At 44.6% G+C, this 18,835-nt stretch carries 17 protein-coding genes; 7 read left to right on the top strand and 10 right to left on the bottom strand.

The window, feature by feature from the left end:
* Window positions 1-151: 151 nt before the first annotated feature.
* The 9 genes from D1814_RS12750 to D1814_RS12790 all read right to left on the bottom strand — a co-directional run bounded on the left by D1814_RS12750 (window position 152) and on the right by D1814_RS12790 (window position 7,740).
* Window positions 152-1,024, bottom strand: a complete 873-nt coding sequence (locus tag D1814_RS12750; protein ID WP_118492822.1) for an aspartoacylase — start codon at window positions 1,022-1,024, stop codon at window positions 152-154.
* Between the two features lie 40 nt (window positions 1,025-1,064).
* Window positions 1,065-1,292, bottom strand: coding sequence for a DNA gyrase inhibitor YacG (gene yacG / locus D1814_RS12755; protein WP_118492824.1), 228 nt, complete (start codon window positions 1,290-1,292; stop codon window positions 1,065-1,067).
* Window positions 1,293-1,389: 97 nt separating this feature from the next.
* The gene (gene zapD, locus D1814_RS12760; RefSeq protein ID WP_118492826.1) at window positions 1,390-2,142 is read right to left on the bottom strand and encodes a cell division protein ZapD; all 753 of its coding nucleotides are present in this window, start codon (window positions 2,140-2,142) and stop codon (window positions 1,390-1,392) included.
* 357 nt (window positions 2,143-2,499) lie between these two features.
* The gene (coaE, locus tag D1814_RS12765) at window positions 2,500-3,111 is read right to left on the bottom strand and encodes a dephospho-CoA kinase (RefSeq protein ID WP_118492828.1); all 612 of its coding nucleotides are present in this window, start codon (window positions 3,109-3,111) and stop codon (window positions 2,500-2,502) included.
* Between the two features lie 18 nt (window positions 3,112-3,129).
* The gene (locus D1814_RS12770) at window positions 3,130-4,047 is read right to left on the bottom strand and encodes a prepilin peptidase (protein ID WP_118492830.1); all 918 of its coding nucleotides are present in this window, start codon (window positions 4,045-4,047) and stop codon (window positions 3,130-3,132) included.
* Between the two features lie 153 nt (window positions 4,048-4,200).
* The gene (locus D1814_RS12775) at window positions 4,201-5,409 is read right to left on the bottom strand and encodes a type II secretion system F family protein (RefSeq protein ID WP_118492832.1); all 1,209 of its coding nucleotides are present in this window, start codon (window positions 5,407-5,409) and stop codon (window positions 4,201-4,203) included.
* Window positions 5,410-5,484: 75 nt separating this feature from the next.
* Window positions 5,485-5,934 (bottom strand): pilin, encoded by a 450-nt coding sequence (locus D1814_RS12780; protein WP_118492834.1) that lies wholly within the window; start codon window positions 5,932-5,934, stop codon window positions 5,485-5,487.
* A gap of 400 nt (window positions 5,935-6,334) precedes the next feature.
* Window positions 6,335-7,189, bottom strand: coding sequence for a carboxylating nicotinate-nucleotide diphosphorylase (gene nadC / locus D1814_RS12785; protein WP_118492836.1), 855 nt, complete (start codon window positions 7,187-7,189; stop codon window positions 6,335-6,337).
* Window positions 7,190-7,221: 32 nt separating this feature from the next.
* The gene (locus D1814_RS12790; protein ID WP_118492838.1) at window positions 7,222-7,740 is read right to left on the bottom strand and encodes a retropepsin-like aspartic protease family protein; all 519 of its coding nucleotides are present in this window, start codon (window positions 7,738-7,740) and stop codon (window positions 7,222-7,224) included.
* A gap of 213 nt (window positions 7,741-7,953) precedes the next feature.
* On the opposite strand from D1814_RS12790, the gene ampD reads away from it, so the two are divergent.
* The 7 genes from ampD to D1814_RS19615 all read left to right on the top strand — a co-directional run bounded on the left by ampD (window position 7,954) and on the right by D1814_RS19615 (window position 17,620).
* Window positions 7,954-8,502 (top strand): 1,6-anhydro-N-acetylmuramyl-L-alanine amidase AmpD, encoded by a 549-nt coding sequence (gene ampD, locus D1814_RS12795; RefSeq protein WP_118492841.1) that lies wholly within the window; start codon window positions 7,954-7,956, stop codon window positions 8,500-8,502.
* 33 nt (window positions 8,503-8,535) lie between these two features.
* Window positions 8,536-9,441: a beta-lactamase regulator AmpE gene (gene ampE / locus D1814_RS12800; RefSeq protein WP_118492843.1), complete on the top strand. Its 906-nt coding sequence runs from the start codon at window positions 8,536-8,538 to the stop codon at window positions 9,439-9,441.
* Window positions 9,442-9,806: 365 nt separating this feature from the next.
* A complete protein-coding gene (pdhR, locus tag D1814_RS12805) occupies window positions 9,807-10,553 on the top strand; it encodes a pyruvate dehydrogenase complex transcriptional repressor PdhR (RefSeq protein WP_118492845.1) in 747 nt (248 codons plus the stop codon).
* A gap of 208 nt (window positions 10,554-10,761) precedes the next feature.
* Window positions 10,762-13,437 carry a pyruvate dehydrogenase (acetyl-transferring), homodimeric type gene (aceE, locus tag D1814_RS12810; RefSeq protein ID WP_118492847.1) on the top strand — a complete coding sequence of 892 codons (2,676 nt, stop codon included), beginning with the start codon at window positions 10,762-10,764 and terminating at the stop codon, window positions 13,435-13,437.
* A gap of 21 nt (window positions 13,438-13,458) precedes the next feature.
* Entirely contained in the window at window positions 13,459-15,492 is a 2,034-nt protein-coding gene (gene aceF / locus D1814_RS12815) for a pyruvate dehydrogenase complex dihydrolipoyllysine-residue acetyltransferase (RefSeq protein WP_118492849.1), read from the top strand.
* A gap of 132 nt (window positions 15,493-15,624) precedes the next feature.
* Window positions 15,625-17,046, top strand: coding sequence for a dihydrolipoyl dehydrogenase (gene lpdA / locus D1814_RS12820; protein ID WP_118492851.1), 1,422 nt, complete (start codon window positions 15,625-15,627; stop codon window positions 17,044-17,046).
* 136 nt (window positions 17,047-17,182) lie between these two features.
* On the top strand, window positions 17,183-17,620 hold the full coding sequence (locus D1814_RS19615; RefSeq protein ID WP_232368875.1) for a hypothetical protein: 438 nt from the start codon (window positions 17,183-17,185) through the stop codon (window positions 17,618-17,620).
* 7 nt (window positions 17,621-17,627) lie between these two features.
* Here D1814_RS19615 and D1814_RS12835 read toward each other — a convergent pair whose 3' ends face one another.
* Window positions 17,628-18,698 (bottom strand): LysR family transcriptional regulator, encoded by a 1,071-nt coding sequence (locus tag D1814_RS12835; protein WP_118492855.1) that lies wholly within the window; start codon window positions 18,696-18,698, stop codon window positions 17,628-17,630.
* Window positions 18,699-18,835: the final 137 nt, after the last annotated feature.

Raw genomic sequence — 18,835 nt, forward strand, 5'->3', positions numbered from 1 at the left:
GTATTAAGTCCAACACGCTAATTCAAATAAGCAGACAGGGATACTGTTCACTTAAGCTGCAGGGCATTTAAATGGTATTTATATAGCATTTAAATAGCATATTTGGGTGGCTCATTTAAATAGAAACAGTTCCCCGCCTGCAAGCGTATATTTAGAGCTCTATACGCTCTGCAGTGGCGAATGCAACATCCAATTTGAAATACGCCGCTTCATTAATGAAATGAGGGTAGGTTTCTTTTTCTCCGCCCCACAAAATATCTTTGCCGTCAAAGGTTCTGAACATGGGAGCGCCGGGTAACAATGGCTTAAAGTCATTGTCCTGCAATGAATGATGAACCATAGCGGTGCGATTGCCATTTTTGTCTAAAGGAAAACTTACGTTTTCTCCCAAACGAAATGCTTCACATGGTGGTAATACGTCTGTTTTTATTTCCTGCTTATTATAGGCTACACAAAAATCTAAAATGGCTTCGGCCATGGTTTGTGTTAAAAGGTACACATCTTCTCTTAATACGCCTTGAGGCTGACCACCCACTTCAATCATTACGCCTTTCTTACCCGTAGTGCACAGATAGCCATGCTCTAAATAAGGCTTTTCATCCTCCACTAGAATATTTGCTTCAGGCATTTGTTGCTTAACAAACCGTGCTAGCTGTACGTGAAATTCATCTGCTTCTAAGATAATGAGCGTAGCGCCCATCTCGCTGGTGGTGTTATGAATATCAATAACGAAGTCGGTATTTGAATTACCTTTCGGCCCGAACTTTTGATTCAATGATTTAGCAAGCACAGCTTCTTTAGCGGTGTTGCTATCTGATAAACGCTCAAAGGTAAACTGACGATTTAAATCTTCTTCTACAAAACGCACGTTAGCATCTAGGGCAGCTTCGTTGGCTATGTTCAATGAAACGTTTAGCTCATTAAATCGCGAAGGTAGCCCAAACTGTTGCCAGTTTCGAATAAGCTGAATACCACTGGTCTCGTTGCCATGAGTACCACCAACAAGTGCGATAGAGTTAAACATTACTATTCCTTTTTACTAGTGTGAAAATGCGGCTATAAAATTAGTGTTTGAAAAAGTCGTCAGACTGCTGTGCTAACATCGCCTCAATTTCTTCCACGTCTATATGTTTCGGCGTGGCTTCCTCTGCAGGCTTGCCGGCAATTTTTCTGTCTTCTGCAGCCCATTCGCCTAAATCAATAAGCTGACATTTTTTGCTACAAAAAGGGCGGTATTCGCTTGTAGGTGCCCACACCACCTGTTTGGCGCAAATAGGGCATTTCACTTCCATAGTAGACTCCAGTGAAATACGTCATTGCGGCACAGATCAAGAAAGTTAACCGTGCCCAAGACGAAAAAAGTTGAAAAGCATTGAATAGAACCGAAGTTTAGCAGGCTGCTAAGCGAAACTGAATATTGTTTTCCACTGAGCTTGTTTGGCTTTCTTGTGGAGAAAACAACATAAAGCGCAGGGCATAACGGTACTTATTACCGCTTAGGGTTGGGTAGTAGCCTTCGTCTACGCTACACTTTACGCGAATAAGTTCATTTTTATCTTCCGCCACACCTTGGTAAAAGCCGTTCTCTGCCACCGCATTTACAAACTGACCTCGCTCGCGGATGAACGATAGGCTAACAGCAATAGCATCGTCAAGAAGCCCTAAAGTCTCTAACCATTGTGCAATTTCGATTTGACGCTGTTCAAGCGGCTGCTGTAACCAAAAGTGCAAATTTGGCAGGTCAAAGCTACATGCGCCGCCGGGTATGGCAAAGCGCTGTCTAATAGCACTAAGCAATTTATCATCTTTAAGCGCGCTACCAAAACGGCGGTCTGTTTTCAGCTTTTGCTTCAAGGTAAGCACGGTTTTCAGCGCTTGCTCTAACGCTTTACTGTCAATTTTAGGGTGTTTCGACCAGTAGACTAAATTCTTTTCGTGGGCTTCAAGATCTTTGGTTAAATCTGAACGAAGATCCAGTCTTTCTATTAGGTCGAGAAGTTCAAAAAGTTGTTCAAAGAACACAAGCTGAAGGTGCGTGTGTTCTGATTTGGCGGTTATTTTAAGTTGCCCAAGCAGCTGCTCAACACGTAAATAGTTACGTACTTTTTCCTTTAGTGGAAACTCGAATACAGCGCTACCCATGGAACCCCTTAAAACACATAGACTTAGAGAAACTGCACTACAACCTTGTAGTGCGGCGAATAACAGCAAGCCTAAAGCATCAAGGCATTTAAGCCAAGTCTACTTGTTCGACAAATGCATAGTTTGACGCTAATTGGTCAAAAAAGTTTCAAAAAGTAACTCTGTTGACCGGGAAGGCCCGTTATAAGAAAAGAATGGTAAGGCCTCAAACGGAAACAGAAGAACGAAACAGAAGAACGAAACAGCAGAGCGAATTAGAACAGTTGGGTAAAAGTGGCAAGCAGAAAAGCCAGACAGTAACGGTAGATATGACAAGTAGAGATAGAAGCGGTTTGCTATTTTGCAAACCGCTTACGTTTACATTGAAGCAAGGCTTAGTAGCTTCTGGTGTAGAGTTAACACTTGACTGGCAAGCGCCTCTAGGCTTGTGCTGTTATCAAGTACATCATTTGCCGCATCAATGCGTTCTTTACGTGTAGCCTGCGAAGCCATAATACTTTTTATAGTTTGCTCAGTGCTGCCGTCCCGTTTTAACGCTCGTTCAAGCTGCATTACTTCTGGGCAATCTACCACCACTACATGGTTGCACATTTCGGTTAGTTTGTTTTCAACAAGTAAGGGCACAGATAAAATGCAATAGGATGAGGTCGACTCACTAATAAGCTGCTGCATTCGAGAGCGAATAAAGGGGTGCAGCAAACCGTTTAACCAATGCTTTTCTTCTGCTTCGGCGAATACTTTTTCGCGAAGGGCGGCGCGATTAAGGCTTCCATCTTCTAGCAAAATCGTTTCTCCAAAATGCTCGGCAATCTGTCGTAAGCCTTCTGAGCCTACTTCAACAACGTCACGTGCGACTTCGTCAGCATCAACAATATCAATACCCAGGTTTTCAAAAACGGCCGTTGCTGCCGATTTACCGCTACCTATACCGCCGGTAAGGCCCACTACGAACGCGTTTTGTTTGTCCATATCAACTAAACCCTGTTGTTAAAGCACGTAGCCGAGATAGGTAGCGATGATCGCATCTTTAAAAAGCAACGTCAGCCAGCCTGCCACAGCCAAATAGGGTCCAAAAGGAATAGCTAACGATTTGCCTTTATTCTGAATGACCATAATGAGTATGCCTGCAATGGCACCCACAAATGAAGACAACAAGATAATAACAGGTAGGCCTTGCCAGCCAGTAAATGCCCCAAGTGCCGCGAGCAGTTTAAAATCGCCATAGCCCATGCCTTCCTTGCCTGTTGCTAACTTAAATAGCCAGTAAACAGACCATAAGCTTAAATAGCCTGCCGCTGCACCGATAATAGCATCGGTAGTGCCTACGAATATGTTTTGTGTACTTAGCAGTAAACCTAGCCAAAGCAGAGGCAGTGTTAACTGGTCGGGAAGCAACATTTTATCTAAGTCAATAAACAGCAGTGCAACAAGCACATAGGTGAAGATTACCACCCACACTGCCTGTGAAGTCACGCCAAACTGATAAGCAGCGAAGGTACAAGCTATAGCAGTGAAAAGTTCAACAAGTGGATAGCGTATTGAAATACCTACTTTGCATTTAGCACACTTACCCTTTAGAAATAGATAGCTGATAACAGGGATATTTTCCCACGCGCGAATTTTGTGGCCGCAGCTTGGGCAGGTACTGTCAGGTTTTACTAGGTTGAATGTATCTGTGGATACGGGGGACTTGTCATCGGCAGATATAGTGGCGCCGTCGTTTTCCTTGCCACTTGCGCTATCACTAAAATAGCTTTCATACTCTTGTTGCCAGCTGCGCTCCATCATAATAGGCAGGCGGTAAATCACAACATTTAGGAAGCTGCCCACCATTAAGCTTACAAAGAAAACAAGAGAATAAAATACAGCAGGGTAGAGCTGACTAAGTGTTATTATGGCGTCCATGAAGTGCAGATCTTTTAGTTATAATAGTGGTTGGAAAAGTCGGGTGTTAAACCTTGCTTATGGGCGCCACTAAAAAGCGTCGCCCAAATCGTTCACATTTATAGAGCTAGCAATCGTAAAACTAATAATCACAAAGCTAGCAATATGTGCAAGTTATACCACGTTACCCATTTCGAATATAGGCAAGTACATGGCCACAATTAAGCCGCCAATAACTACGCCTAGTACAGCCATGATCATAGGTTCAAGTAAACTGGTTAAACCGTCTACCATGTCGTCAACTTCTGCTTCGTAAATGGTGGCAATTTTGCTCAGCATTTCGTCGACCGCGCCCGACTCTTCACCAATGGCAATCATTTGCGTGACCATATCAGGGAATACTTGGGTAGCACGCATGGCTACATGCATAGGCATACCGCCTGCTACTTCTTTACGTATATACAAAATGGCATCACGATAAACCGCATTGCCAGATGCACCCGCGGCAGATTCAAGGGCGCCTATTAGTGGAACACCTGCAGCAAAGGTGGTTGCAAGGGTACGGGTAAAGCGGGCAATACTGGCTTTTTTAAGTATTTCACCTATAACCGGAATTTTTAAAATATTGCGGTCTACGCTATCGCGCAGCTTTTGGCTACGTCTGTGCGCTCGCACAAACATAAAGCCTGCTGCTGCCACTCCCATGGCGATAAAAATACCGTAGTCTTGCACAAATCGCGAAATTCCCAGCACAAATACAGTAAATGCAGGCAGTTCAGCGCCAAAACTGCTGAATATTTCTTCAAATTGAGGTACAACGAAAATAAGTAGGATGGTTGTAACAATAAAAGCAACCACCAAAACTGCGATAGGGTAAAACATCGCTTTTTTGATCTTTGATTTTAGTGCTTCAGCTTTTTCTTTATAGGTGGCTATACGGTCGTAAATAGTTTCAAGAGCACCCGACTGTTCGCCTGTGTAAACCAAATCGCAATACAGGTCATCAAAGTAAAGAGGATGTTTTCTGAGTGCTGAAGAAAGTGGATTACCCGATTTTACTTCTTCGGTTATTTCGCCAAGCAGTTTGCGCATTGACGGGTTCGCATGCCCCTGAGCGATCATTTCAAGAGACTGAATTAAAGTAACGCCAGCGGCCAGCATAGTAGCAATTTGACGAGAGATAACGGAAATGTCAGCGGGAGTTATTTTTTTTGCGCCACCAAAAAGGGGCTTAGTTAGTTTCTTTACTTTATTGGCAGAAATACCTTGGCGACGCAAAAGGTTCTTTGCTTCAGAAAGTGATGTGGCAGAAATCTCGCCTTTCCGAGCTTGTCCCTTGCGATCTTTGCCTTGCCAAGTAAATATAGTCGCAGCCTTTGCCATAAACTTAAACCTAAAAAATTACAAAAAACCCAGCATTGAACTGGGTTTTTCTTTGTTAAATGTAAGCAATTGTACTTAGCAAAGAGTTGTAGGGTTGCAAGTAGCAGTCCAATTTACGTTTCCGTTTGCAGCTACTGCTGGTGTCAATGTGTAGGTTGCAGGAGTTGAACCATCTGCCTGAGTTACACCAGAATCACCTGACGCTGTGGCAACGATAGCTCCGTTAGATGTCGAAACTCTTACCATAGCAGTTGTGTAGCCGGTAGTTGACGCGGTGATATCTGCTGGGATTCCGTTGGTACCACCATCACAGGTCGCTAGTGAATCGTCGACTGTTTGAGCACAGATTTCAACAGCTGTTTTCGCTGCTGCTGTCGCATTGGTAACTTCAGTGAAACGAGCTTTCTGCGTATAGTTTTGATAAGCAGGAAGCGCGATTGCTGCAAGAATACCGATGATTGCTACAACAATCATTAGTTCGATTAGTGTGAAACCTTTTTGGTTTTTGTTATTCATGTTCATCATGGTTTTTCTCCGGGACGTGTATAACACGTAAAGTTTAAAATCTAATTCAAATTGACGTTTATACCCGAGTCGTCCTTTTCAACGCCCCTGGTACTTGATACTCAGTATAGAATTTTATTTGTTACTGACAAGTATAGGCAAATATACGTATGTCTAGCTTTTGCAGTATGACATGGATAGCTGCGCTATGGCAGGCGTGATCACTTGTACTTTCGTATAAAAGTTAATGACTTATCTACGTATATCTATCTATACACAGCAAAACATGATGAGAAATAACTGGGGATATTCGTGAGTTCTAGTATCTTTGATCATACTACAACTCACGCTTTCTTGCATCGCAGTTAACTTAGGTGTTGACACCGAGTTAGCTAACTAAAACGCCTTATAAACTGCTCTACTACGACAAAGTAATTCGAAGCGACAAATCAATTGCCTGAACATGTTTGGTTAATGCGCCAGATGAAATGTAATCTACACCTAGTTGCGCAAGTGATGCCAGTCGTTCATCAGTAATGTTTCCTGATACTTCCAGTTTACATTGGCCTTTATTAAGCGCTACTGCCTGTTGGATCTGTTCGTTAGAAAAATTATCCAGCATAACTATGTCAGCACCCGCTGAAAGGGCCTGTTCGAATTCAGCTAGGTTCTCTACCTCTACTTCAACAGGCTTACCCGGCATCATGGTTTTCGCTCGACTCACGGCTTTTTCGATATTTCCACAAGAAAAAATGTGGTTTTCTTTAATTAGAAATGCATCGAACAAACCTACGCGATGGTTTTGACCACCGCCACAACGTACTGCGTATTTCTGTGCATAGCGCAGTCCGGGTAAAGTTTTGCGGGTGTCTAAAATTTTAGTGTTAGAGCCGGCTAAAAATTTGGCATAAAAAGCAGTCACTGTAGCTGTTGAAGAAAGTGTCTGCAAAAAGTTAAGCGCTGTACGTTCGGCAGTTAATATAGCGCGAGCAGAGCCTTCCAAACTCACTAATACTGTGTCAGCCTCGACCTTGTCGCTATCTTTTACATGCCAGGTTAGCGACACCGACTCGTCAATAAGCGCAAATGCTTGATTAGCCCAAGCTATTCCACAAACCACGCAAGGTTCGCGAGTAATAATAGTCGCTTTGGCGTTTACACTTTCATCTATCAGGTTAGCGGTAATGTCGTTTGCAGCATTTACTTCGCCGCCAAGATCTTCTACAAGCGCGTTTGATACTTGCTCTCTGATCGCCTGCATATCTGGTGATGTCATTTTCATCGCTTTTATCTATGCTATTTATATATTCAAAGGGTACGCAATATTAACCATTCTCCGCGCTGAGTAAACTCTAATTGGCGAAGAACACTCATTCCAAGCAGTATATGGTCATCTTGCATACCGGGGTTCAAGTTTGCGTCTACATTACGTACAACAATTTCGCCAATGCGTAAGGTGTCAATTGTCGATTCGGCAACCCTCACTACGCCATTGGCAGTACTGGCTAAACCCTCACGTCCGGCTTTTAGTTGAAGCCTGTTCGCTAAGTGTGCGGGGACCGCTACATCAGTGGCACCCGTATCAACAAGAAATATGACTTCCTCACCGTTGATGTAGCCTGTGGTCACATAATGCCCTTGGCGGTTTTGTTTAAGGCGTACCTCAGTTTGTGAACCAATCCGTTCGGACGTGGGCTCGCTGTTTGGGTTTATTTGTTTTTCTAGTAAGTCAGAAAAGACAAAAACAAGTAAACCGAAACCGCAAATCCATGCAAGGGCAACCATCCATTTGCCCGCTGAGGTCGTCGGGTCTTGTTGTTCATTCATGTTTTTACCTTATTGATAACTGCCTTACTAATAGCAATGATGTACTGTTTTTTATTGAGGCCCTCACTTAGCCTACCTATTAAAACAGCGGCTTTAATATTGCCCATTTAAATAGTGTTTTAGAAATGGCTTATAGCGCTTATAGCCCTATACACTTATATCCTCATACAATGTAGGCTATTACCCAGAAAATCAATTACCGAAGCAAATACTATGGTGCTTTATAACAAAGCGAACTACACCCCAAGTCCACATTATGACGCTCGTCCTGACGATGCTGATGTCAGCTTATTAGTTATACATAATATTTCATTGCCGCCTTCACAATTTGGTACGCCTGGCATACGACAATTGTTTACCGGTACGCTAAACCCTGATGACCATCCGTTTTATAAGGAAATTGCCGGGCTACGGGTCTCTGCTCATTGTGTGATTTATCGAACTGGCGAAATAGAACAGTTCGTACCCTTTGAACAAAGGGCGTGGCATGCAGGTGTTTCAACCTTTCAAGGCCGCAATCGCTGTAACGATTATGCTATTGGCATCGAACTGGAAGGTACAGACACGCTTCCTTTTACTGATGCGCAGTATCAGGCTCTCGGCGAGCTCACTGATTTTATCACTCGATACTATCCTCGGATCACTTTAGGACGTATTGTAGGTCATAATGATATTGCGCCGGGGCGAAAAACCGACCCCGGTGTTGCTTTCGATTGGGCAAAATACAGAATGGGCGTATCTGGATTGAAGAACACTAATTGATCCAGGTCGCTGAAAAAAAGGAACGCGATACCTATGATGTTAATGAGCCTGCTATTAGTGCTTAGTCTTGAGCGACTGATAACAAAAACTTCGAATTGGCATATTGAAAAGTATGCCACGCAATATCGAGCTTTTCTTAAAGATAAAGGTTTAATCAAATACCAAGAAACAGAAGAAGAAAGCGAAGGTAATGATAAGAAGGCTTCGTCAATTGCGCTTTATTTTTACCTTTTACTTCCCGCATTTGTGTTAGGAGCTATTGAGTACTGGTTGTTTGGCGCATTCCTTACCTTTATAGAGCAAAGTCTAGTGCTCTTCATATGTATTGGCTGTCCGGTACTAAGGGGCATTTATAAGAATTTCCTGAATGCCGCCGACCGAGGAGACCTTCAGGCGTGTAGTATGTATACCGACCAGCTGGGTCATTGTGCAAGTCGAAATGAAAGCGACGGCAGTGCGGGCACAGAAGGTAAAAGTTTTGGCCAGCACCTTACTTGGCTAAACTACCAGCACTACGCGGCGGTGATGCTGTGGTTTATAGCGTTTGGCGCACCGGGCGCACTGTTTTACTGCCTAAGTAGAAGCACCACTGAAGCTTTATGTAACGCTAATCATCCACTAAAAGCAGCGGCGGGTAGGTTGATGTTCGCTCTCGACTATATTCCTGTTCGTGTGACAGCCTTCGGCATGCTGATGATGGGGCACTTCTCAAGGGCGTTGCCTGAATGGTTAAAACACGCGCTCCAGTTCGACGTGCCTGCCTACGACGTGCTGACGCAAATTTCCTCGAAAGCCGAGGTGCTAACCCCAGACGAACAGCAGTTACAGGCCGAAAATGCAGCAGTTGAACCCCAAGTGCTAGTAAAGTTAGCAAAACGTAATGTTATTTTTCTACTTGTTATAACGGCAGCGCTAACCCTTGTAGGCAGCTTGGCATAATCATTATTTTTAACATTTACTAAAGCGTCTTGCTAATAAGAGCGTTTGGTCTATTTATTATTTGTATGTAGATCAGGCGCTTCGCTTAATCTAATTTCCACTTCGCCTCTCATCAGACCAGTTTCATAGTGAATACTTTTCTTAACAAATTCAACAATAAAGCTTAACACCGAGCAAATCATCTAGGCTTTGCTATGCTTGGGAGTATTTACCTCGAAAACGATCTGCCTTAAACTAGATAGGTAAAATGGTATTACCAATTGTGTTTGTGTTTAAATTTTCCATGATTATTTTTTACATTCACCGCTCTTATATCTTCGATATTGTTATAGAGCATGGTTTAAATAGAAGGATACGTTGAGCGCATGCGTCAGCAGCGAAAAAAACTCTCTGATGTAATTACCGAACAACTCGAGTCAATGATACTCGACGGTACGCTATTGGCCGGTCAAAAGTTACCGCCAGAAAGAGAGCTTGCGCTTGAATTCGATGTATCTCGTCCATCATTAAGAGAAGCCATTGGTAATTTGCAAGCGCGCGGTCTGGTAGAGCGTAAGCAAGGCGGCGGTACGTTCGTTAATCGCAACCTCAATTCAGCCATGAAAGATCCGCTGATGGACCTTGTAAGCCAGCGCCCTGAAACTCAATTCGATTTGCTTGAATTTCGCCATGCCTTAGAAGGAATGGCAGCGTACTACGCGGCACTTCGTGGTCAACCTGAAGACTACGATGCATTAAAGCAAGCATTAAACAATGTGCCTACGCCCAAAGCGCACGAAAGCAAGCGTGCCCAAGCGGAGGCGCTAGGACAGTTTTATATCATTATGGCAAGAGCATCACACAATATGGTGTTGTTGCACGTAATGAGCACCATGCAAAGCATGCTGGTGGACAATATTGAACGAAACTTTGACATGCTGGCTGCGCACCCGGAAGCGGTGGAAGACATCGCAAAGCAGCGTCGTGAAATTGTAGAAGCTATCGCTTCTCGCGACCCTGAAGCTGCCCGCCAGGCATGTAACACGCATTTAGCGTTTATTGAAAAAACGCTATTAACTATTAATCAACGCGATACCCGCGTACAGCGCGCATTGCGACGATTAGAGATTTAGTTACCTAGTCTTACCCTCGTAATAAGGGCTAGTTAGCTATTCATTCGCAGAGGCCGGTCAGGTTTTTCCTGTGCCACTGCAAAAGCAGGTGAGCCAGATTGGGTCACTGTGAGTACAACGTAATTTAGTTTTCCTTCTTTTAGCGCCTTTAAGATAGAGGCAATGCTAAGGGAGGATTTTCTATATAAGCAAAAAATAGGATGGCACCATGTCTGATATGATGCACCAAGATGTAGATCCTCAAGAAACTAAAGAGTGGATTGATGCGCTTGAGTCGGTTTTAGAAGAGGAAGGCGTAGAACGCGCCCACTATTTACTCGAAAAACTTATTGATAAAGCACGTCGCAGCGGAGCGCATTTACCGTATGACGCTACTACTGCCTACATCAATACTATCCCTGCAGCGCAAGAGCCAAACATGCCTGGCGACTTGACCATCGAAGCGCGCATCCGTGCGGCTATTCGTTGGAACGCACTAATGATCGTATTGCGTGCATCGAAAAAAGACCTAGAGCTTGGTGGCCACATTGGCAGCTTTGCATCATCGGCTATGCTTTACGATGTAGGCTTTAACCACTTCTTCAAAGCGCCTAATGAAAATCAGGGCGGCGACTTTATCTTCGCTCAAGGCCATATTTCTCCGGGCATTTATGCGCGTTCTTATATGGAAGGTAACCTAACGGAAGAGCAGTTGAATAACTTCCGCCAAGAGTGCGCTGGCGATGGTCTATCGTCTTACCCACACCCTCACTTGATGAAAGATTACTGGCAGTTCCCGACCGTATCTATGGGTCTTGGTCCGCTTCAAGCTATCTATACAGCACGCTTCCTTAAGTACCTAACTAACCGTGGTATTAAGGACTGTTCAGGTCAGCGCGTATACTGCTACATGGGTGATGGTGAGTGTGACGAGCCAGAGAGCTTGGGTGCTATCGGTCTGGCGTCTCGCGAAGGCCTAGATAACCTAACGTTTGTTATCAACTGTAACCTACAGCGCCTAGATGGCCCGGTACGTGGTAACGGCAAAATTATCCAAGAACTTGAAGGTACGTTCCGCGGCGCAGGCTGGGAAGTAGTGAAAGTGATTTGGGGCAGCTACTGGGACGAACTCCTAGCACGTGATAAATCTGGCAAGCTAATTCAGCTTATGGGTGAAACGGTAGACGGTGAATACCAAAACTGTAAAGCCAAAGGCGGTAAGTACACACGTGAAAACTTCTTCAACAAGTACCCTGAAACAGCGGCGCTTGTAGCAAATATGTCTGACGATGACATCTGGCGTCTAAACCGTGGTGGTCACGATCCAGTTAAAGTATTTGCAGCTTACCAAAAAGCGATTGATACCAAAGGTCGCCCAACAGTAATTCTTGCTAAAACGGTTAAAGGTTTCGGTTTAGGTTCTTCAGGTGAAGCGCAAAACGTAGCGCACAACGTGAAGAAAATGGACGTTGAGTCAATCAAACAGTTCCGCGACCGTTTTAATATTCCAGTAGCTGATGAGAAAATTGAAGAACTACCATACTTCAAGTTCGACGAAGACAGCGAAGAAATGAAATACCTTCGCGCACGTCGTGAAGCATTAGGGGGCTACCTGCCTTCTCGCCGCGAACAGGCAGAAGAGCAGTTGGAAGTTCCAGAATTAAGCGCATTCGATGCTATTTTGAAAGGTTCAGGCGACCGTCAAGTATCGTCAACGATGACGTTTGTACGTGTACTTAACGCATTGTTGAAAGATAAGAAAATTGGTAAGCGTGTAGTGCCAATCATTCCTGATGAAGCCCGTACTTTTGGTATGGAAGGCTTATTCCGTCAGGTAGGTATTTATGCTAACGAAGGTCAGAAATACGTTCCTCAAGATGCCGACCAAGTAGCTTACTATCGCGAAGATAAGAAAGGTCAGGTACTGCAAGAAGGTATTAACGAGCTAGGCGCAATGGCATCGTGGGTAGCGTCGGGTACGTCTTACTCAACGTGTAACGCTACAACTATTCCGTTCTACATTTACTACTCAATGTTTGGTTTCCAACGTGTTGGTGACCTTGCATGGGCAGCGGGTGATAGCCAAGCGCGTGGTTTCCTACTAGGCGCAACAGCAGGTAGAACTACGCTTAACGGTGAAGGTCTACAGCACCAAGATGGTCATTCACACGTTCAGGCGAACTTAATTCCTAACTGTATTACTTACGATCCAACCTACGGTTACGAAGTAGCGGTTATCGTTCAAGACGGCCTACGTCGCATGTACGGTAACAACGAAAATGTCTTCTACTACCTAACGTTGATGAATGAGAACTATCAGCACCCTGCAATGCCAGAAGGTGATGATGTTGCTGAGCAAATCATTAAAGGTATTTACAAGCTTGAGCGCGTTGAAAACGACAAGTCTAAGCTTAACGTACAGCTAATGGGCTCAGGTACTATCTTGAACGAAGTACGTAAAGCGGCACAAATTCTGTGTGAAGACTACAACGTATCTTCTGACGTTTACTCTGTTACCTCGTTCAACGAGTTAGCCCGTGAAGGTCAAGATGTAGCACGTTGGAACATGCTAAACCCAGAAGCTGAGCAAAAAGTCCCTTACATTGGTCAGGTTATTACCAAAGACGCAGGCCCTGCGATTTCTGCCACTGACTATGTGAAGAACTACTCAGACCAAGTACGCGCGTTCATCGAAACTGAATACCGCTGCCTAGGTACAGACGGTTTTGGTCGAAGCGATAGCCGTGAAAACTTGCGTACTCACTTTGAAGTTAATGCGTCATACATTGTGGTTGCATCACTTTACGAATTGGCTCAGCGTGGTGACGTTGAGAAGAAAGTGGTAGCAGAAGCCATTAAGCGTTTTGATATTAACGCTGAAAAACTTAACCCACTTTACGCGTAAGCCAGATAAGGTATTTTACATATGTCAGATATTCAAAAGATTATCGTACCCGATGTAGGCGGTGACGAAGTTGAAGTTATCGAGCTATGTGTTGCCGTAGGCGACAACATTGAAGCCGATGAAGGCGTTGTTACTGTTGAAAGTGACAAGGCATCAATGGACATCCCAGCACCGTTTGAAGGTGAGATTGTAAGCCTATCTGTATCAGTAGGCGATAAAATCAAAGAAGGCGACGTGATTGGTGAAATGAAAGTTGCTGGTGGTGATAGTGCTGGTGAGAGCGCTGCTGAAGAATCATCTTCAAACGACGCTTCACAAGAAGAAGCGCCTAAGCAAGATGAAGCACCGAAAGAAGAAAGCAAGTCAGACGCAGCACCTGCTGCGTCTGGCGGCAGCGAAGTGATTGAAGTCGCAGTACCAGATATTGGCTCTGACGACGAAGTTGACGTTATCGATGTATTGGTTTCAGTGGGCGACACCATTGAAAAAGAAGATGGACTAATTACCCTTGAGACCGATAAAGCAACCATGGACGTTCCTTCAACACATGCAGGTACGGTGAAAGAAGTATTCATCAGCACTGGCGATAAAGTGAAAGAAGGTACAGTTGTTATTAAGCTTGAAGTAGCGGGCTCAGGCTCGTCTTCAAGTGAATCGGCGTCTAGCGATGCTTCTTCTGAAGCATCTGCACCGGCTGCGCAGGAAAGCGAAAAGCAAGAGTCAGCTCCTGCGGCGTCTGCAAGTAGTGAAACCATTGAAGTAGCCGTGCCTGACATTGGTGAAGACGGCGAAGTTGACGTTATCGATGTACTTGTATCGGCTGGCGATACGGTTGAGAAAGAAGACGGTCTTATTACGCTAGAAACTGATAAAGCCACTATGGATGTACCTTCAACACATGCAGGTACTATCAAAGAAGTCTTTATTAAAACAGGCGACAAAGTAAAGCAAGGCACACTAGTTGTTAAACTAGAGACCAGCGGTGGCGAAGCGTCATCAGCGCCTAAAGCTGAATCGCCTAAGCAAGAAGCGCCTAAAAAGGAAGAGCCTAAGCAAGCTTCGCAGCAAGAAGCCTCGCAAGGTCGTTCTCCCGTACCCCCGGCGCCAGCAGCGAAAGGCAATGGTAAAGCGCATGCTTCTCCTTCAGTTCGCCGTATCGCTCGCGAGTTTGGTGTAGACCTGACGCAAGTTAACGGCTCAGGCCCTAAAAACCGTATCTTGAAAGAAGACGTTCAAGCCTACGTTAAAGCTGAGCTTGCTAAGCCTCGCACGGCAGCAGCTTCTGGCAGTGCGCCAGCGGGTGACAACGTACTTCAAATCGTGCCAGTTAAACCTGTTGATCACAGCAAGTTTGGTGAGATTGAAGAACAAAAGCTTTCTCGTATACAAAAGATTTCTGGTCCGTTCTTACACCGTAACTGGGCGACTATCCCGCACGTTACACAGTTCGACGAAGCCGACATCACTGAAGTGGAAGACTTCCGTAAAGAGCAAAACGCTTACCACGCGAAGATTAAGTCTGGTCTTAAGATCACGCCATTGGTATTCGTAATGAAAGCGGTAGCGAAAGCCCTTGAGAAATACGAAGTATTCAACTCATCACTTTCTGACGACGGCGAAAGCTTAATCATCAAGAAGTTCATCAACATTGGTATTGCGGTTGAAACACCGGGTGGCCTTGTTGTACCTGTTATTCGCGATGTGAATAAGAAAGGTATTGAAGAGCTTTCTCGCGAGCTTATCGAAACATCTAAGAAAGCCCGCGAAGGCAAGCTTAAAGCGGCCGACATGCAGGGCGGTACGTTTACTATATCTAGCCTAGGTGGAATTGGCGGTACGGCGTTTACGCCTATTGTAAATGCACCAGAAGTCGCCATATTAGGTGTATCTAAGTCTGAGATGAAGCCTAAGTGGAATGGTAAAGAGTTCGAGCCGCGCTTAATGGTGCCGCTAAGCTTGTCTTACGACCACCGAGTAATCGATGGTGCGGTAGGTGCAAGATTCTCTACTGAGGTTGCTGCAAACCTAACTGACTTACGCAGAATCATACTTTAAGTAAAAGGTCGAAAAAGTTTACAATATCAGTAACATTTTCGACGATTTTATAAGCCCATTTGGTGGCATTTAGGTTATGCTATTACACAAAAGTAATAGCATGACCCTACAAGAACAGGATTGAGGTTCACAATGAGCGAAATTAAAACGCAATTGGTGGTACTGGGCGGCGGCCCTGGCGGTTATTCAGCAGCATTCCGTGCGGCTGACTTAGGTATTGAAACAGTTATCGTAGACTCACGCGACACGCTTGGTGGTGTTTGTCTTAACGTTGGTTGTATCCCTTCAAAAGCCCTTCTTCACGTTGCAAAAGTGATGAAAGAAGCGAAGCACCTTGCAAGCCATGGTGTTACGTTTGGCGAGCCTACCATCGATTTAGACAAAATCCGCGAATATAAAGACAGTGTTGTTAGCCAACTAACAAACGGTCTTGGCGGAATGTCTAAAATGCGTAAAACCAAGCATGTACAAGGCTACGGCAAGTTCACTGGCGCAAACACCCTAGAAGTAAAAAATGGTGACGACGTTACTACTATTACTTTCGAGAAAGCGATTATCGCTGCGGGTTCTGAGCCTGTAAGCCTACCGTTCATCCCAGAAGATGACCGCGTAATCGACTCAACTGGCGCGCTGGAAATGAAAGACATTCCAGAGAAAATGCTAGTACTAGGCGGTGGTATCATCGGTTTAGAAATGGGTACAGTATACGAAGCACTTGGCTCAAAAATCGATGTGGTTGAATTCTTAGATCAGCTAATTCCTGCAGCTGACAAAGACATCATGAAAGTATTCATGAAAGACTACAAAGACAAGTTTAACATCATGCTTGAAACCAAAGTTACTGCGGTTGAAGCTAAAGATGATGGCTTATATGTAACGTTTGAAGGCAAGAAAGCGCCTGCAGAGCCAGTACGCTACGACAAAGTACTTGTTGCTGTTGGTCGTAAGCCAAACGGCAAGCTAGTTGGCGCAGATGCAGCTGGCGTAAACGTTGACGACCGTGGCTTTATCAATGTTGATAAGCAAATGCGTACTAACGTAGACCACATATTCGCAATTGGTGACCTTGTAGGTCAGCCTATGCTTGCGCACAAAGCGGTTCACGAAGGTCACGTTGCTGCAGAAGTAATTGCTGGACAGAAGCACTACTTCGACCCACGTGCTATTCCTTCAGTAGCGTACACTGAGCCAGAAGTTGCTTGGGTTGGTCTAACTGAAAAAGAAGCGAAAGAGCAGGGCGTAAGCTACGAAACAGCAACGTTCCCGTGGGCAGCTTCAGGCCGTGCCATTGCATCTGATGCAACTAATGGTATGACCAAGATGATCTTCGAAAAAGAAACAGGCCGTGTTATCGGTGGCGCAATGGTTGGTACAAACGCGGGCGAAATGCTTGGCGAAATCGGTCTAGCTATTGAAATGGGTGCTGATGCTGAAGATGTAGCATTAACTATCCACGCTCACCCAACGCTTAATGAGTCTATTGGTCTTGCGTCTGAAATTTTCGAAGGAAGCATTACTGACCTACCGAACCCTAAAGCGAAGAAAAAGAAGTAAAATAGCTTCTTTTTAAATTACTTTCAAAACCCGCTTTTAAGCGGGTTTTTTTGTACTACACTTTTATTTCAAATGTGATTTCAAAGCTCAATCCGAACATACATGTTAGGCGTCAGAAAATACTAAGCGGTGGTAGATGTCAGGAAATATTAAAGACCCAATTAAAGTACAGTCGAAGTTTGGCGAATATACCGTTGAACTAAAAGGTAACATTATTCGCCTAGACGGAAAGGGGGTCGTAACAAAAGCGCTTTTTCAACACTATCACGAAGATGTCAAAAAACTCGCTATACCTTTAGGTGGACAGCCGTGGGGCTTTTTGATCTTTGTGCAAGGTGTGGGAATTTTAACTCCAGATGCCGAGCAAGCTTTAATTGAATCTGTGCGTCTTAGAAAGCAATACGGTATGCAAGCGTGTGCTTTTGTTACGAGCAATGCAGATATACCCGCTTTGGTTAAAAGTCAGTTCGAGCGCGTCTATTCAGCGGCCAATTTATCATGCTATTTCAGTGATTCTGAAAATGATGCACTTGACTGGTTAGCCTCCCTAGGCTGCTTTTTAGAGGTTGACTAATAAACGCTTAGGCTGTCTCTTTTCCAACTATAACTTTTGCTTCTTCATCGTTACTTGGTGTTTGTAAATGCGCGGGCGTAAATTCGTCGCAACCCATATTGCGCTCTTCCAAAAAACGCTTCACAGTGTCAGCGCAATACGCTTTACGGCAGCATTGAGAAAGCAGCATTTCGTGGCGCTGAACACGCTCACGTATAAATTTAACCACTAAGCTCCGAAGCCACTGCAAGCCTGCGTCTTGGTCTTGGCGCTTATGCCACATCACTGACAATGGAGTGCTTACTATCTCCACAGGTGTTTCAAATACCGCTAACTCTCCAGAGAAGATTTCCTTTTCCATCACTAATGATGGGGCTACGCAAATTAGGTTACTTTCCTTAAGTAAAGGTGCGGCGTTGTGAAACTGATTGACCGACATAGCTACACGTCGCTTAAGCCCCAAATTTGCTAGCGCCTGATCGGTTGGGCCAGTAACATCGCCAGTCACTGACACTAATAAGTGATCAGCTTCGATAAAGTCTTCTAAACTTAGCTGTGATTTTGCTAATGGGTGATCGGGCCGCATAACTACAACCCAGCTTGGGTCAAGAACGTGCTCTGCACGAATCACAGAGCCAGGCTCTTGGTATTTAGAGAAAGTCAGCTCAGCTTCTGCATCTTTAAGTATTTTATCCGTTTCCATGTCGTAATTGGGAATCGCATGGATATTGATGCCAGGTGCTTCGTTCTCAATAACTTTGCGCAGGGGCGCCCACACCATAGATACAATGCTGTCAGTGGCTGCAATGCGAAAAGTACGCTTTGCTGTAGCAGGGTTAAAATCGGTGGGGTTAACGGCAACTTCAAGCTCGCCTAGAGGGCCTTGTATTTGGCCCCAAAGGTTTTTAGCGAAAGAGGTAGGTTGAATACCACGCCCATCTTTAACAAACAACTCGTCGTTCCAGGCGGTGCGCATCCGAGATAGCGCATTAGAGACCGCCGGTTGCGTCATTGATAACCTGTCAGCCGCTCGGGTAATAGCACCTTCAGTCATGATGGCATCGAAAATCATCAATAAATTTAAGTCGTGTGGACGCATCGTTTTCTCCGCTGTCTTTCTTCTCTATGCTTGAATTTAAATATATAACATCATGTGATGTGTTGCATATAAAAATATAATTATTTTTATTCTTTTGGCATATGCATAATGCGCGGCATCAAACTTTAGTTTAACTT

It is taken from the genome of Alteromonas sp. BL110 (assembly GCF_003443615.1).
GTDB lineage: Bacteria > Pseudomonadota > Gammaproteobacteria > Enterobacterales > Alteromonadaceae > Alteromonas.

Coding starts and splice junctions, on each gene's coding strand:
- D1814_RS12750 (WP_118492822.1), bottom strand. CDS start 1,024: ATGTTTAACTCTATCGCACTTGTTGGTGGTACTCATGGCAACGAGACC.
- yacG (WP_118492824.1), bottom strand. CDS start 1,292: ATGGAAGTGAAATGCCCTATTTGCGCCAAACAGGTGGTGTGGGCACCT.
- zapD (WP_118492826.1), bottom strand. CDS start 2,142: ATGGGTAGCGCTGTATTCGAGTTTCCACTAAAGGAAAAAGTACGTAAC.
- coaE (WP_118492828.1), bottom strand. CDS start 3,111: ATGGACAAACAAAACGCGTTCGTAGTGGGCCTTACCGGCGGTATAGGT.
- D1814_RS12770 (WP_118492830.1), bottom strand. CDS start 4,047: ATGGACGCCATAATAACACTTAGTCAGCTCTACCCTGCTGTATTTTAT.
- D1814_RS12775 (WP_118492832.1), bottom strand. CDS start 5,409: ATGGCAAAGGCTGCGACTATATTTACTTGGCAAGGCAAAGATCGCAAG.
- D1814_RS12780 (WP_118492834.1), bottom strand. CDS start 5,934: ATGATGAACATGAATAACAAAAACCAAAAAGGTTTCACACTAATCGAA.
- nadC (WP_118492836.1), bottom strand. CDS start 7,189: ATGACATCACCAGATATGCAGGCGATCAGAGAGCAAGTATCAAACGCG.
- D1814_RS12790 (WP_118492838.1), bottom strand. CDS start 7,740: ATGAATGAACAACAAGACCCGACGACCTCAGCGGGCAAATGGATGGTT.
- ampD (WP_118492841.1), top strand. CDS start 7,954: ATGGTGCTTTATAACAAAGCGAACTACACCCCAAGTCCACATTATGAC.
- ampE (WP_118492843.1), top strand. CDS start 8,536: ATGATGTTAATGAGCCTGCTATTAGTGCTTAGTCTTGAGCGACTGATA.
- pdhR (WP_118492845.1), top strand. CDS start 9,807: ATGCGTCAGCAGCGAAAAAAACTCTCTGATGTAATTACCGAACAACTC.
- aceE (WP_118492847.1), top strand. CDS start 10,762: ATGTCTGATATGATGCACCAAGATGTAGATCCTCAAGAAACTAAAGAG.
- aceF (WP_118492849.1), top strand. CDS start 13,459: ATGTCAGATATTCAAAAGATTATCGTACCCGATGTAGGCGGTGACGAA.
- lpdA (WP_118492851.1), top strand. CDS start 15,625: ATGAGCGAAATTAAAACGCAATTGGTGGTACTGGGCGGCGGCCCTGGC.
- D1814_RS19615 (WP_232368875.1), top strand. CDS start 17,183: ATGTCAGGAAATATTAAAGACCCAATTAAAGTACAGTCGAAGTTTGGC.
- D1814_RS12835 (WP_118492855.1), bottom strand. CDS start 18,698: ATGCGTCCACACGACTTAAATTTATTGATGATTTTCGATGCCATCATG.